The organism is Prosthecobacter sp. (assembly GCF_034366625.1).
Lineage (GTDB): Bacteria > Verrucomicrobiota > Verrucomicrobiia > Verrucomicrobiales > Verrucomicrobiaceae > Prosthecobacter.
In genome coordinates, this window is the sequence record NZ_JAXMIH010000006.1 from 1,246,050 (window position 1) to 1,259,955 (window position 13,906).

The 13,906-nt window shown below is 60.7% G+C and carries 8 protein-coding genes and 1 rRNA gene; 7 read left to right on the forward strand and 2 right to left on the reverse strand.

The genetic code is table 11. The features are described from left to right. The first annotated feature begins 118 nt into the window (after positions 1-118). Genes U1A53_RS07935 through U1A53_RS07960 form a run of 6 tightly spaced genes read left to right on the forward strand, consistent with a single transcriptional unit; the run spans position 119 to position 9,078 of the window. Positions 119-1,186: a polysaccharide deacetylase family protein gene (locus U1A53_RS07935; RefSeq protein ID WP_322280114.1), complete on the forward strand. Its 1,068-nt coding sequence runs from the start codon at positions 119-121 to the stop codon at positions 1,184-1,186. After that, positions 1,183-2,439: a glycosyltransferase gene (locus tag U1A53_RS07940; RefSeq protein WP_322280115.1), complete on the forward strand. Its 1,257-nt coding sequence runs from the start codon at positions 1,183-1,185 to the stop codon at positions 2,437-2,439. The genes U1A53_RS07935 and U1A53_RS07940 overlap by 4 nt, the downstream gene beginning before the upstream one ends. Continuing rightward, a complete protein-coding gene (locus U1A53_RS07945) occupies positions 2,436-4,187 on the forward strand; it encodes a DUF4091 domain-containing protein (RefSeq protein WP_322280116.1) in 1,752 nt (583 codons plus the stop codon). The genes U1A53_RS07940 and U1A53_RS07945 overlap by 4 nt, the downstream gene beginning before the upstream one ends. After that, positions 4,184-5,389, forward strand: a complete 1,206-nt coding sequence (locus U1A53_RS07950; protein WP_322280117.1) for a GNAT family N-acetyltransferase — start codon at positions 4,184-4,186, stop codon at positions 5,387-5,389. Before U1A53_RS07945 ends, U1A53_RS07950 begins: the two co-directional genes overlap by 4 nt. Beyond that, positions 5,386-6,630, forward strand: coding sequence for a glycosyltransferase family 4 protein (locus U1A53_RS07955; RefSeq protein ID WP_322280118.1), 1,245 nt, complete (start codon positions 5,386-5,388; stop codon positions 6,628-6,630). Before U1A53_RS07950 ends, U1A53_RS07955 begins: the two co-directional genes overlap by 4 nt. A 12-nt stretch (positions 6,631-6,642) precedes the next feature. Further along, positions 6,643-9,078 carry a hypothetical protein gene (locus tag U1A53_RS07960; protein WP_322280119.1) on the forward strand — a complete coding sequence of 812 codons (2,436 nt, stop codon included), beginning with the start codon at positions 6,643-6,645 and terminating at the stop codon, positions 9,076-9,078. Positions 9,079-9,085: 7 nt separating this feature from the next. On the opposite strand, the gene U1A53_RS07965 is transcribed toward U1A53_RS07960, so the two are convergent. Both U1A53_RS07965 and U1A53_RS07970 read right to left on the reverse strand, forming a co-directional pair. Next, positions 9,086-9,547 carry a PH domain-containing protein gene (locus U1A53_RS07965; protein WP_322280120.1) on the reverse strand — a complete coding sequence of 154 codons (462 nt, stop codon included), beginning with the start codon at positions 9,545-9,547 and terminating at the stop codon, positions 9,086-9,088. Between the two features lie 118 nt (positions 9,548-9,665). Further along, positions 9,666-12,545 (reverse strand): aconitate hydratase, encoded by a 2,880-nt coding sequence (locus U1A53_RS07970; RefSeq protein ID WP_322280121.1) that lies wholly within the window; start codon positions 12,543-12,545, stop codon positions 9,666-9,668. Between the two features lie 952 nt (positions 12,546-13,497). Here U1A53_RS07970 and U1A53_RS07975 point away from each other — a divergent pair. After that, a 16S ribosomal RNA gene (locus U1A53_RS07975) occupies positions 13,498-13,906 on the forward strand; the annotation flags it as partial.

The following is a 13,906-nucleotide window of genomic DNA, read 5'->3' on the forward strand; positions in this document are numbered from 1 at the left end:
AAGTTAACAAATCGGCTCCTAAAGTATGGAGAATCGCTTTGTTTTATCAATTTCCATAACCACAATCGCCGCCAGCTTTCTAAGCTGACGACGTCATCCCTCAGCCGTCTTTTGGATCATGCCGCTCGCCCTTCACTCGCGCGCCATCAAAGCCGCCGCCCTCGTCGGCAGCGGTCTTGCGTCCTTCGCGCGGACGCGCCGTGCCTCGGAAGCTACGATTCTGGCCTTCCATGGCTTATGCGAAGACGCCGGTGATCCTGACATCCTCGACTGGACACTGCACCTGCCGGTCTCGGTCTTCCGCAGCATCTGCGCCTTGCTGGCAGCGGATTACAAGGTGGTTTCACTGGCGGATCTCATCGAGGCCAGGACGAAACGCACCCGGCTGCCGGACAATGCCGTCGTCATCACCTTCGACGACGGCTACGCCTCGAACTACGAACTGGCGTACCCAATCCTGAAGGAGTTCGATCTCCATGCCACGATCTTCGTCGCCACGGGGTTTCTTGATGGCGAGGACATGCTGTGGTTCCAGCGGGTGGATCTGGCCTTGGGACGTACGCGGAAGCAACTGATCGACTGGAAGATCAACAACAAGAAGCTCCGTCTCTACCTCGGCACGCGTGAGCTGCGCCAGCAGTCCCTCGTGCGCCTAATGCCCGAACTCAAAGAACTGCCTGACACGGACCTGCTCCGAGAGGTGGACCGCCTGGAAGAGGCGCTCGAAGTCTCCTCGCCCACGCTGGCGGACCTTCCCACTCCCATGTGTCCGATGACTTGGGAAATGGCCTGTGACATGTCCCTCAGCGGTCATGTAGACATCGGCGGGCACACCCATACCCATCCGATTCTCGCACGTTGTGACTCCATGGCCATGCGTGCTGAGATTTCCGCCTGCCGTGACCGCATCCGGGCGGAAATCGGCGATTTGCCCGCCACTTTTGCCTACCCGAACGGCAGTGCTGACGACTTCACGCGCGAAACCATGCTACTGGTGCGCGAGGCGGGCTTCAAGGCCGCCTGCACCACCATCTCCGGCCGTGTGAACAACGATGTCTCTCTCTTCCAACTCCCACGCTACGGGTCACCAGAATCCGTGTGGGAGGCGGAGGCCACCGTTTCCGGGGCTTTTGAAACGCTCAAAGAATGGAGGCAGAGCTGCCTGAAGGCGATGTCGATGATATGAAGACGATCACGCTCAGCACGAGTGACACGCTGCTGCTGCCGGGCCGGCAGCGCGCGCGTGTTTTTGTGCCCGCGCGATCACTGCCTGCTCCTGCGCGTGACAAACGCCCGGTGGTGCTGCACTTCGCCTACACCATCGGCGGCGGCGGTGCGGAGGCGATGCTCATGAACCTCGCAGAATCGCTCGATCCCGCGCAGTTCCGCAGCGTTGTCGTCGCCATCAATGCCAAGCCCTGGCCGCATCATCTCAAGCGGCTGCATGAGGCCGGTGTCGATGTCCATGACCTCGAAGGCAGCGCGTATTTGCACCGCGAAACGCTGGCCAGGCTGCGTGCTGTCCTGCGCGCGGAGCGGCCGGACATCGTGCAGACGTGGATGCATCACGCCGATCTCGTCGGCGGCTGGGCTGCCCGGCTTGCTGGTGTGCGCAACATCGTCTGGAGCATCCATTGCCGCGAAATCCATCGCAATCCCGGTGACGGCAGGAGCAAGACGGCTCTCTTCCGTCGGGCGCTCGCGCTCAGCTCACGCTTCATCCCGTCGCGCATCATCTCCTGCTCTGCCACGGCCATCGAAGATCACGCCGCCATCGGTTATCCGCGTTCCAAGATGCGCTGGATTCCCAACGGCATCGACGCCGACCGATTCGTGCCCGACACCGATGCCGCGCTCGACACCCGTGCTGAACTGAAGCTGTCTCCCAACGTCCCTGTCATCGGCTACGTCGGCCGTTTTCATGAGATGAAGGATCTGCCGACCTTCCTGCGCGCGGCGGCGTTGCTGCAAACACGCCTGCCTGACGCTCACTTCGTCTTCTGTGGCGGCGTGGAGGTCGAAATGAGAGCCGAAGAGCGTGAACTCCTCGCGCAACTGCCGCATCGTGATCAGGTCCGCTTTGAATCCTTCCGGCCCGATCCGTGGCGTTTGTATCCAGCGCTGAACGTGTTTTCGCTTTCCTCGCGCACCGAGGCCTGCCCGATGACCGTCATTGAGGCGATGTCCTGCGGCGTGCCATGCGTCACCACCGACGTGGGCGATTGCTCACGTTTGCTCGAAGATGTCGGCAAGGTCGTGCCGATGCGTGATCCTGCGGCGCTTGCAAGTGCTTGGGAACAGGTCTTGCGCCTTGGCCTCGTCGCACGCGAAGACATTTCCATCCGGTCACGCCAGCGCGTGCTGGAGCGTTTCACCATCGTGCAGGCCGCCCGCCAGTATGCGGAAACCTACGCACAACTCCTGGAGGTGCGGTCGTGAAGACAACGTTCCTGCTTCTCGCTTTGACCGCCCATGCTCTCGCCCAGCCGGTGAGGGTGTCATTCTGCGACGGCATGACACGCATCTCCCGCGATGGCACACCGCCAACAGCGCAAACGCACACCCTGCACGCCGCGCGCGGCGAATGGGAGCCGCTGCAAATCATCGTCTCCGCCACACCGGAGCAGCTCAAAAACATCGAGATCATCGCCACGGGCATCGCCAAACACGATTCCGAGATGCTGCTGCCCGCGCCGAAAGTGTTGCGCGAGCACTACGTCCGCGTTTCCAAGTCCACCCCGATGGCTCCACTGCCTCCGGGTGATTATCCCGACGCGCTCGTGCCGCTCGACATGCCCGCGCATGAGATCAGCGGCTCTGCGATCGTGAACCAGCCGTTTTGGGTCGATGTTTTCGTGCCCTACACCGCCGCGCCAGGCGCTTACACCGGGGAAGTGCGTTTCAAATTCTCCGACGGTTCCGCCGCCATCGCCGCTTACACGCTCAACGTGTGGGACTTCGATCTGCCCGTGGTGCCGAAGCTGCGCACCTCCATCATGACCACCGTGCGCCGCATTGCCGAGGTGCATGGCCTGGATTACCAAAACAACACGCCCTCGCTCACCCACGTCGGTTTGCTCAACGCATACTACGATCTCCTCGCCGAGCATCGTCTCAGCGTCGATCAAATCTACGGCAGCTATCCCGATGCCAGCACCGGCAAGATTGACGAGGGCAAGGTCGAACGCGCATTGAGAAAGCACCTGCTGCACCGTCATTGCAGCACCATCGGCCTGCCGATCTGGCCGCAATGGCCGTTCAACGACCCGCTCGGCAAGGATCGCGAAGCCGCCATGGGCTACGTCGCGCAATGGATGAAGCTGCTGGCCAAAATCCGCTGCGAATCACGCGGCTATGTCATCATGGGCGATCTCGATGAGCCGAACGACGCCGCAGCCTACGAGAATGTGCGCCGCTGGGGCGAGTTCTTCAACGAAGTCGAGGAGAAGCACGGCATCCGCGTGCCGCTGCTCATCACCGAGCAGCCCACGGCGGAAAAAACCGCCTGGGGCACGCTCAACCGCGCCGTGGACATCTGGGTGCCGCATTTCAGCGAAGTGTGGAAGGACATGGAGTGGGCCGGTGGCAGGCATGACATCGCCGTGCGCCGCCAGGCTGGTGATGAAATCTGGGCCTATGCGGCGCTCGTGCAGATGCCGGATGAATGGGAAAAGCAGCAGGGCAGGCCGAAGGAACTGCGCAGCAGCTTCCCGCCCGTGTGGGCGCTCGATTATCCGCCTCTGGCGCATCGCATCGTCGGCTGGCTGCTGCCGAAGCACGGCATCACCGGCCTTACCTACTGGGACACACTGTTTGCCGCTGAAGGCGTCGATGTCTGGAAGGACGCGGGCACATTCAAAACGCCCGACGGTACGGTTTACAACGGCGACGGCTCCTACATTTACCCCGCCACGGAGAAACGCCACGGACGGCATGCTCCCGTGGCCTCGATGCGCCTGAAATGGCTGCGCGAAGCTGTGGAGGACTATGATTACCTCATGCTGGCACGCCAGTTGGGCCTCGAAGACGACGCGCGTCGCCTCACATCGAGTTTTGCGCGCGGCTTTGGCGACTGGGACAACAATCCCGGCGCGCTCATGGACGCGCGGCATCAACTCGGTGCCATGATCGAAGCCGCACATCATCGCAAACAGACCGCCGCAGCGGAGAAAGGAGGCGCGCCATGACCGTCACATTGCCCAAACCGTCTGTATCGCCCGTACAGTCACGCCACGGCGCCCTCACACTCGACCTCGTGCGTGATGAAGCCGGATTTCACGCGCTTGCGCCGTTCTGGGACGCGCTTGTCGATCAAACCGTCACGCGTTCGCCCTTCCTGCGCTGGGACTGGGTCAGTTTGTGGTGGGCGGAATGCCGTGAACGTGATGCCAGGCTCGTCATCGGCCTGCTGCGTGATGAGGAGGGCGTTCCCCATGCGATCGCGCCGCTCATGCTTTCGAGAGAGAAAGATCGCGCCCGCCGCCATCTTACCGCGCTCTCCTTCATCAGCGGTTTTGGCGACGCGCATGGCGAGCGCCTTGATCTCATCGTGCCTGCCGGGCAGGAGGACGATCTCACGCCGCGCCTCTGCCGCATCTTCAAACTGCTGCGTCACGAATGCGATGTCGTGCGTCTGAATCATTTGCCGGAGGAGTCACCGAACACTCCGCACATCCTCGCCGCATTGGAGGAATCCTTCATGCACACCGGCGTGCTGAACCGCTATGCCTGTCATTTCATCCGCCTGCCCGCCGCGTCGGAAGAGTATGAAGCACGCCACACGGGCGCGCGGCGCAGCAAGCTCCGCCGCCGTCGCAAGGCCTTCGCCGCGCAGCACGCAGGTGTCGCCTCGCTGGCGGGAGAACGTGTGTCGTTCGAGAGCGCGATGAATGCGCTGGGCGCGCTGCATGCCCGTCACTGGCCTGAAGACGTCAGCACTTTCATCACACCGGCCTCGTGGCGTTTTCACCAGCGTCTTGCCGCGCAATGGCTGCCGCAGGGCCGCGCCCTGCTGCCTTTGCTGGAGGCAGACGGTCAGATCATCGCCGCCATGTATGGTTTTGTGGAGCGCGACGAGTTCTTCCAGTTCCAGATGGGCTGGGATCCCGCTTTTGCCCGACTCTCACCCGGCAAGCTCGTCATGCGCTGGTGCATTGACTGTTCCATCCAGCGTGGTCTGCGCGTGCATGACATGCTGCCCAGTGACTACGAGTACAAACGCCAGTGGTGCGAGGGGCTGCGCTGGTTGCTCGATCTCGAGGCCAGCAATCCATCAAGCTGGCGCGCCGCCGCCTTCCACGCGCTGCGCGCCGTGCGCCGCCTCTTCCCGCGCTGTTTGAAACAACGCGCCGACAGCGTCAACGAACTTCAGGAGGATCACGAATCATGAAAGTCCTCGTTCTTACCGCAGATGCGAACACGCTCGTCTATCACCGTGGCGATCTGATCCGCGACTTCGCCGCGCAAGGCTGTGAACTCGTCACTTCTGCCGCCGAAGATTATCCGCATGTGCGGGAATTCGTCGCCAGTCTCGGCGGCAGACATCGCGCCATCCGCATGGCGCGTTCCAAAATCAATCCGCTGAAGGATCTCGTGACCATGTGGGACATGTGGCGGCTGTTCCGCTCTGAAAAGCCGGACGCGCTGTTCGCCTACACCATCAAATCGGTCGTGTATGGCTGCGTCATCGCCCGTCTGGCCGGCATCCGCCGCATTTACGCGTTGCTGCCCGGCTTGGGCTTCACCTTCGTCAAACCGGTGACGTGGAAGCAGAAAATCCTCAGTTACATCTCCGAGGCACTGCATCGCTTCGCCCTGAAGCGCGCGGATGTCATCTTCATGCAAAATCATGACGACTTGAAGCTCTTCACCGAGTCGAACATGCTTCCTGCCGGTGTTCCCGTGCATGTCACCGCCGGTTCCGGCGTGAACATGGATGAATTCGCGCACGCTCCGCTCGAAAACGACGCAGACATCGTAGCGGGCCGCATCCGCTTCGTGCTTGTGAGTCGTCTGCTCATCAGCAAAGGCGTGCGTGTTTTCGCGGAGGCCGCCCGGCGCATCAAACAGCTCTTCCCGCATGCGGAGTTTCACCTCGTCGGCCCGTTTGATCCGAATCCGAACCGTGTGTCGGAACATGAGGTGCATGACTGGGTCGCGGAAGGCACGCTCATCCATCACGGCATGGTCAAGGATGTCGCTGCGTTGCTCAAGACGATGCATGTCTTCGTTTTGCCCACCTGGTATCGCGAAGGCGTGCCGCATGCGACACTGGAGGCGCTCGCCATGGGCCGTGCGGTCATCACCACGAACTCCGTTGGTGCCCGCGAATGCGTCAAACTCACCGCCGAGGGCGAAACGCAGCGCGAGGACGGCGAGATGCTCATGCAAGGCGAGAACGGCTTCCTCTGTCAGCCGCAGAACGTCGCCGCCGTCGAATGCGCGATGGAATGGTTCCTTACCAAGCCGGAGCAGATCGCCAGCATGGGCCGTGCGAGCCACCGGCTCGCCGCAGAAGTCTTCGACGTGCGTCTGGTGAACGAGATCATCCTGAAAGCCATGCATCTGCACGAGTCCACGCCACGTGCTTCTGCGCTCCACCACGAATCCGCCCTTCCTCTAGCCGCTTAATTCTCCACGACCATGGCCATTTCCTACAGCATGCAGCCTTCCAACGCCGCGCCACAGCACGGGTTTGGGACGATGCTTGCCCTCACGCCCTCGCGTGGCCTGATGCCGATGGCCCCCTCCATGACCATGCCGGCACATCCGGGCATGTCGCCCGTGTTTGATCCGCGTGCCTTCCTGCCGCCGATCAATCCGCGTGATTTCGAGGTGCAGCCGCTCATCAGCATCGCGGACGTGTTCGGTTACATCCGCAAGCGCTGGCTGAGCGGCGCCGTGCTGGGACTGATGCTTGCCGCGTTCACGTTTTATTACCTCGGCATGGGGGTTAAAATTTACGAGGCCGAATCCCAGCTGCTGCTGCGCATCCAGGACGCCAACGTGTTCAACTTCGAGGCCATGTCCACGCGTGGTGTCACGGAACTCAGCGCGCCGCAGTTGATCAACAACCACCGCACCGAGCTGCTCTCTCGCCGCTTCCTCAGTCATTTCTATGATCACTTCCCGGCGGCGCAGCGTGATGCGTATCTGCAACGCGAAGCGAACTCGCTCAGCCGCAAGGATGAGCTGCTGAAGCTCATGGGCCTCTACAAACCTGGCAAGCCCGGCGATCCGCGTGAACGCTTCATCGACCTCATGATTTCCTCCGTGCGGGTGGAGCCGCTCAAGGAATCCCATGTCCTGCGCGTGCAGGTGCGCGACCGCGATCCGCGTCTCGCCGCCGACTTCGCCAATCGTTACGTCGAGGAGTACATCCATTACGTCGCCGACCAGGAGGGCAAGCTCAGCGCCGATGCCTCCAGCTATCTCGAAACGAAATCGCAGGAGTTGCAGAAGCGTTTGCAATTGTCCGAGCAGAAGCTCGCCGAGTATCGCAAGAGCCAGGGCATCATGGAAGACACCGACACGAAGGATGTCTCCAACGACAAGGTGCGCCAGCTCAACGCCGCCATCACCGAGGCCGATTTGAAGCTCACCAAGGCCCGTAGCGACCTCGACAACCTCGTCGCAGCGCAGAAATCTGGCCGTGATCTCACCGAATTGAGGCTTTTTGCCGACAACGCTGACGTGGCCTACATCCGCAAGCAGTTGGATGCCAAGATCGCCGAACGCGCCCCGCTGGAGGCGACCTGCGGCCGCAGGCATCCACGCATGATCGGCCTCGCGAATGAGATCGACGGCCTGCGTGCCGCGCTGAATCGCACGGTGAACGCGGTGGTCAGCATGATTCAGACGGAGGTCGAGTCCCAGCAGCGCCAGATCGCGGATTATCGCCGCCAGCTTGACGAGGCACGCGGCGTGGCGTTGGACGTGAACGGCAAGAACGTACAGCAGAGCATGCTGCGCGACCAGGTGCGCATGGACCGCGATTTGTATGAAAAAATCGAGATGCGCCGCAGCCAGGCCGCTCTCACCGGCCAGTTCCGCGACAGCGGCCTGCTGCGCGTGGCGGACGTGGCGATGGTGCCGGAAAAACCCGTGAAGCCGAACAAGCCCATCGCCGCCGTGGCAGCGGCCATGCTGTTTGGCCTTTCTCTGATCGGCCTGCCGGTGAGCTGGGGCATCTTTGACGATCATGTCCGGAAACTTTTCGGCCCCAAAGTCGAAAACCCGGCGATGCAGGATCCCATGCAGCACACCGCGTATGGCCACAGCTATTCAGAGCACCAGCCAGACTCGCCCTTCACCATTTCCTCGCCTGTCGCACCTGCCTTGCCCGCGATGGAGTCAATGGCGTCCACACGGCCCCAAACACGTCACATGCCTGCCATCAAGCCTGCCGATGGTGAAACGACCATCCTTGCCCGGCTGCCGTATGTGCATGGCACCACGCCGGAGGCCATGCTTTCCGAGCTGCTGAAGCCGGAGCCGATCGGAGCCTCCAGCGCCCTGCATCAGCTCACCAGCACGCTTGAAAAGCAGGCTCTGAACCGCAGCACCTCCGCAGGCGTCATTCTCATCACCAGCGCCGGTGCAGGCGAGGGCAAAACACTCGTTTCCGCCGCCCTGGCCGCCGCCTTCTGCCATCAGGGCCGCCGCGTGTTCATGATGGAGTGCAATCCCTCCTCCCCCACGCTGCACCAGTGGTTCCCCCGTGCCGTACAGGGCTACGGAGCCTATGCGCACGACCTCGAAGCTCTGCGCTACGGCCATAGCAATCTCTTCCTGCTCCCCGGCTGCGATCTCCCTGCCCACGCCACCAACGAACTGCTCGATGGCTACCGCATGTGGATCGAACGCGCGAAAACGGAGGTCGATTGGATCATCCTCGACGCTTCCCCGCTGCTCAAAAGCTTCGCCAACGTCGCCCCGCTGGCCCCGCTGGCCTCGGATGTCCTCCTCGTCAACAACCCCGCCGTCAGCAGTCCATCCCAACTCCGTGCCGGTCTTGCCCTGCTCCAGCCGATGATGTCATCGAGCGCTTTGCGCGGGATGGTGGTGAATGGCGGTTAAAGGCCCGTCAGGGTGCGTTTTGCTGCTTCAAGGCGTCAATCAGCGCCCTCGGCTCTGCCACGCTCAGCATCACCGTGTAGCCCTCCGTCGTGGGAATGCGCACGACGTGCGTGCGGTCGGTGACGTAGAGCAGTGCTTTCGTTCCGTTGTGCAGTTTGAACCATCCTGCGGCGTAACCGGGCAGCCCGGTGCCCATCGTGCGCCATTTGGGCTGATGATCCTTGTCGGTGTTGAGGTTGGTGACCACCGCTTCGTCGAGCTTGAGCGATTTGAGCGGGATCAAGCGGCCGTAGAGATCGCCTTGAAGGCGCAGGCCTTCGTTGGAGACCGTGAAACGCACATGCTGCATGGACCACGCCAGCCAGATCATCAGGACAAGGGCACCGACGAGGATGAGGCCGATGATGGCGAAGAACCACAGCGACTTGCTCGCTACGGGGATCATGGGGAAGACGGTGGAGGCGTTCATGGCGGGAGTTTGATCGTTGTGCCCGGCGATTCCAAGCAAACAAAAACCCGGCAGCCTTTCGGTCTGCCGGGTTTAGGTGAGTGGTTCGAGGAACGAGTTGGAAAACTCGTTCTACGGATCAGGCGTTCGCACGCAGGATCTGCGCGAGCACATACGGCAGGATGCCGCCGGCGCGGTAGTAGTCGATTTCGACGGGGGTATCGATGCGGACGATGACGGGGATGTCGAAGGTGCTGCCGTCGGCCTTGTGGACGCGGAGGGTGGCTTCGCTCATGGGCTTGAAGTCGTTGGAGATGCCGAGGAGGTCGAAGGTAGCAGTAGCGAGGTCTTTGACCTTGTCGTAGTCGGCCTTGTCCTTGAAGTTGCAGGGCAGGACGCCCATGCCGACGAGGTTGCTGCGGTGGATGCGCTCAAAGCTCTTGGTGATGACGGCCTTCACGCCGAGCAGACGGGTGCCTTTGGCGGCCCAGTCGCGGCTGGAGCCCATGCCGTAGTCTTCGCCGCCGATGACAATGGTCGGCGTTCCTTCCTTCTGATAGGCAACGGCTGCATCATAGATTGAAGTGGCGATTCCGTGGGCTCCATGTGGCGGCACTATGTCCTGCACGTCTTTGTAAGGAGCGTCGACAAAAGTCACTGGTTCAACTGACCCCCTAAAATAAAACGTATAGCCACCTTCTTTGCCGCCCATCATGAGGTTCTTGATGCGGACGTTGGCGAACGTGCCGCGGGTCATGACGAGGTCGTTGCCACGACGGCTGCCGAAGCTGTTGAAATCGGCCTGGGTGACGCCGTTCTCGAGCAGGAAGCGACCAGCGGGGCTGTCTTTCTTGATGTTGCCGGCAGGGCTGATGTGGTCGGTCGTGACGCTGTCGCCAAAGATGCCGAGCGGACGCGCGCCTTTGATTTCAACGATGTCGCCGGGCGTCATGCTGAAATCCGCGAAGAACGGCGGATGCTGGATGTAGGTGGACTTGCCGTCCCACTCGAAGACTTCGCCAACGCCGCCTTTGATCTCGTTCCACTTCGGATTCTGGCTGGCGAAGTCGGTGTAGAGCTTACGGAAGACATCAGGGCTGAGCGCGGAGGCCATGGCGTCACGCACTTCTTCGAGTGTGGGCCAGATGTCCTTCAAATGGACGCCGCTGCCGGGAACGAGTTCGTCCCGGCTTAAATCAATGTCCACCGTGCCGGCGATGGCGTAGGCGACGACGAGCGGGGGCGACATGAGGAAGTTCGCCTTGATGCTCTGATGCACGCGGGCCTCGAAGTTGCGGTTCCCGGAGAGCACGCTGGCGGCGACGATATCCTCGCCTTTGACGACGTCTTCGATGCCGGGATCAAGCGGGCCGCTGTTGCCGATGCAGGTGGTGCAGCCGTAGCCGACAGTTTGGAAACCGAGTTTGTCGAGTTCAGGCTGAAGGCCAGTTTTGGTGAGATAATCCGTCACGACGCGACTGCCAGGTCCAAGGCTGGTTTTGATGGAAGGCTTGATGGTGAGGCCGAGTGCATTGGCTTTTTTGGCCAGCAGACCGGCGGCAAGCATGACGCTCGGGTTGCTGGTGTTGGTGCAGCTCGTGATGGCGGCGATGAGCACGCTGCCGTGAGTGATGGCGTCTTTGACACCTGCTTTGCTGTCCACGGTGACTTCCCAAAGCGGGTAGGATGGCTGGTCGCCGGGCTCCGTGACCACGCCCATCTGCGCACCGAAGACCTCGGCGAGTGAACCCGCGCCATCGGGCACGGAGTCGAGCGAGGGCGGCAATTCTGGAGCCTGAGTGGCAACCTCTGGCTGCTTGCCGTAGCCCTGAGGCGTGGGCTTGGTGAGCAGGTCTGCCCAGGTTGTCTTCAAATCGCCGACCGTGATGCGGTCCTGCGGGCGTTTCGGACCGGAGACGCAGGGCACGACGACGCCAAGATCGAGTTCGAGTTCGGCGGTGAAGTCGAGCACGCCCTTCGCGGTGGGGATGCCCCACATGCCTTGCGCCTGGTAGTAATTTTTGACCGTGGTGCAGAGTTCGTCACTGCGGCCAGTGCCGCGCAGGTAGGCGATGGTTTCTTCATCGACGCCGAAGAAGCCCATGGTGGCACCATACTCAGGAGCCATGTTCGCGATGGTCGCGCGGTCAGTCACGGGCAGGCTGACAGCGCCAGGGCCGTAGAACTCGACGAATTTGCCGACGACGCCGAGCTTGCGCAGCATCTGCGTGACATGCAGCACGAGGTCGGTGGCGGTGACGCCTTCTTTGATCGCGCCGCTGAGGTAAACGCCGACGACTTCGGGCACCAGGAAGGTCACGGGCTGGCCGAGCATGCCGGCTTCAGCCTCGATGCCGCCTACGCCCCAACCGACGACGCCGAGGCCGTTGATCATGGTCGTATGCGAGTCGGTGCCGACGAGCGAATCAGGATAAAACACGCCGTCCTTCTCCAACACGCCCTTCGCGAGGTATTCGAGGTTCACCTGATGCACGATGCCGATGCCGGGAGGAACGACTTTGAAGGTGTCAAAGGCCTGCTCGCCCCACTTGAGGAACTGGTAGCGCTCCTTGTTGCGCTCAAACTCCAGGGCGAGGTTTTGATTCAGCGCCTGCTGTGTTCCGGCGAAATCGACCTGCACGGAATGGTCCACGACGAGGTCCACCGGAACGAGCGGCTCGACCATCTTCGGATTCTTGCCGAGTTCCTTCACTTTGGAACGCATCGCAGCCAGATCGACGAGCAGAGGCACGCCGGTGAAATCTTGAAGCACAATACGAGCGACCGTGAACGGAATTTCGTATTCGCCCGGAGCCTCTGCATTCCAGTTCGCAAGGTTTTTGACATCCGCTTCGGTGACCTTCTTGCCATCCAGATTGCGCAGTAGCGACTCCAGCACGATGCGGATCGAAACCGGCAGACGCGAGACTTTGCCGATGCCAGCTTTTTCGAGAGCGGGGAGGGAGTAAAATTTGCCGGCAGCGCCGGAGCCAGTGGTGAAGGTCTGAGGGGTGTTCATTGTGTTGGAGAGCACTAAATGGAATAGCAGGCGTAGCACGAAAGACACCACTTTTTTGATGCACGCCTCGATCCAACGCACTCATGCCTTGTTACGGCATGCTGGATTCAAGGACTGCATGTGAGGTTATCTGCCACAGGAGCGAAGAGTTGAATGGAGATCGACCCACAAGGTCTTGGATCCTGTTGTGTGGGTCTCTGACAAAATCATTCGGATGCAAATCGTGCTCACGAACATGAGGCCAAGGGAGAAGGCTCAAATCATGCGTGTGATTTCAACATGCGTCATGTGATTGGAAGATCGTAACAGGCGCACAATTGTGCGCCCTTCTTGGAAGCATCGCACGCTGAAGGAAAAGCTACCGCGTATGGATGTGCGGCAATGTTTCGTTAGCGGTTGGTGTCGAAACAATCTCCGTCGGCGAGAGAATGAACGATGCACCCGTGCAGTTGGATTGTTTGGTTGTTGCCGTGCAAACAAAGCCCGCGTGTTACGAATGGATCTTGCTGCGACACCACGCAGCGCCGTGGGCGTCAGCGTTTATTTTCTCTCTTGGCATGTGGCAACACCCCTTGCTTGCCCGAACGTGAAACAACCCGTCGTCTAGTGATGTGTTCACATCGGGGAAAGCATGTTGGCGGAACGAAAAAACGAGGACTTGGAGAAAAAAGATCAAAATCATGTTGCAGGGTCTCGGAGTTGTACTAATCTGCTCGTCCGCCAGCGGAAAACGGCGGCTGAGAAAAAGGAAACGCGAGACGCAAAAGCTGCTCACAATTCCCGAATTTCAGAAACGATCTTTCAGAAAACAGAAGCAGCAAAGCGAGGCGAAAGCCGAGCAATGTTGTTAGAAAACAAAAGGCTAAATTGTGCGCTGCGCGAATAAGTGCGCAGGTGCCTGTGGTTTAAACAGGCACAGTCAATGGCTGGCTTGAAATAAAGCCGGCAAATATTTTTGGAGAGTTTGATTCTGGCTCAGAACGAACGCTGGCGGCGTGGATAAGACATGCAAGTCGAACGGGATCATTGAGGTAGCAATATCGCGATGATCTAGTGGCGAACGGGTGCGTAACACGTGGATACATTCCGGGAAGCGGGGGATAGCCCAGGGAAACTTGGATTAATACCGCATGTGGTCGAAAGACTAAAGACGGGGACCGCAAGGCCTGTCACTTCCCGATTGGTCCGCGGCCTATCAGCTAGTTGGCGGGGTAAAAGCCCACCAAGGCTACGACGGGTAGCTGGTCTTAGAGGACGACCAGCCACACTGGAACTGAGACACGGTCCAGACACCTACGGGTGGCAGCAGTCGAGAATCTTTCACAATGGGGGCAACCCTGATGGAGCGACGCCGCGTGGAG

Coding starts and splice junctions, on each gene's coding strand:
- U1A53_RS07935 (WP_322280114.1), top strand. CDS start 119: ATGCCGCTCGCCCTTCACTCGCGCGCCATCAAAGCCGCCGCCCTCGTC.
- U1A53_RS07940 (WP_322280115.1), top strand. CDS start 1,183: ATGAAGACGATCACGCTCAGCACGAGTGACACGCTGCTGCTGCCGGGC.
- U1A53_RS07950 (WP_322280117.1), top strand. CDS start 4,184: ATGACCGTCACATTGCCCAAACCGTCTGTATCGCCCGTACAGTCACGC.
- U1A53_RS07955 (WP_322280118.1), top strand. CDS start 5,386: ATGAAAGTCCTCGTTCTTACCGCAGATGCGAACACGCTCGTCTATCAC.
- U1A53_RS07960 (WP_322280119.1), top strand. CDS start 6,643: ATGGCCATTTCCTACAGCATGCAGCCTTCCAACGCCGCGCCACAGCAC.
- U1A53_RS07965 (WP_322280120.1), bottom strand. CDS start 9,547: ATGAACGCCTCCACCGTCTTCCCCATGATCCCCGTAGCGAGCAAGTCG.
- U1A53_RS07970 (WP_322280121.1), bottom strand. CDS start 12,545: ATGAACACCCCTCAGACCTTCACCACTGGCTCCGGCGCTGCCGGCAAA.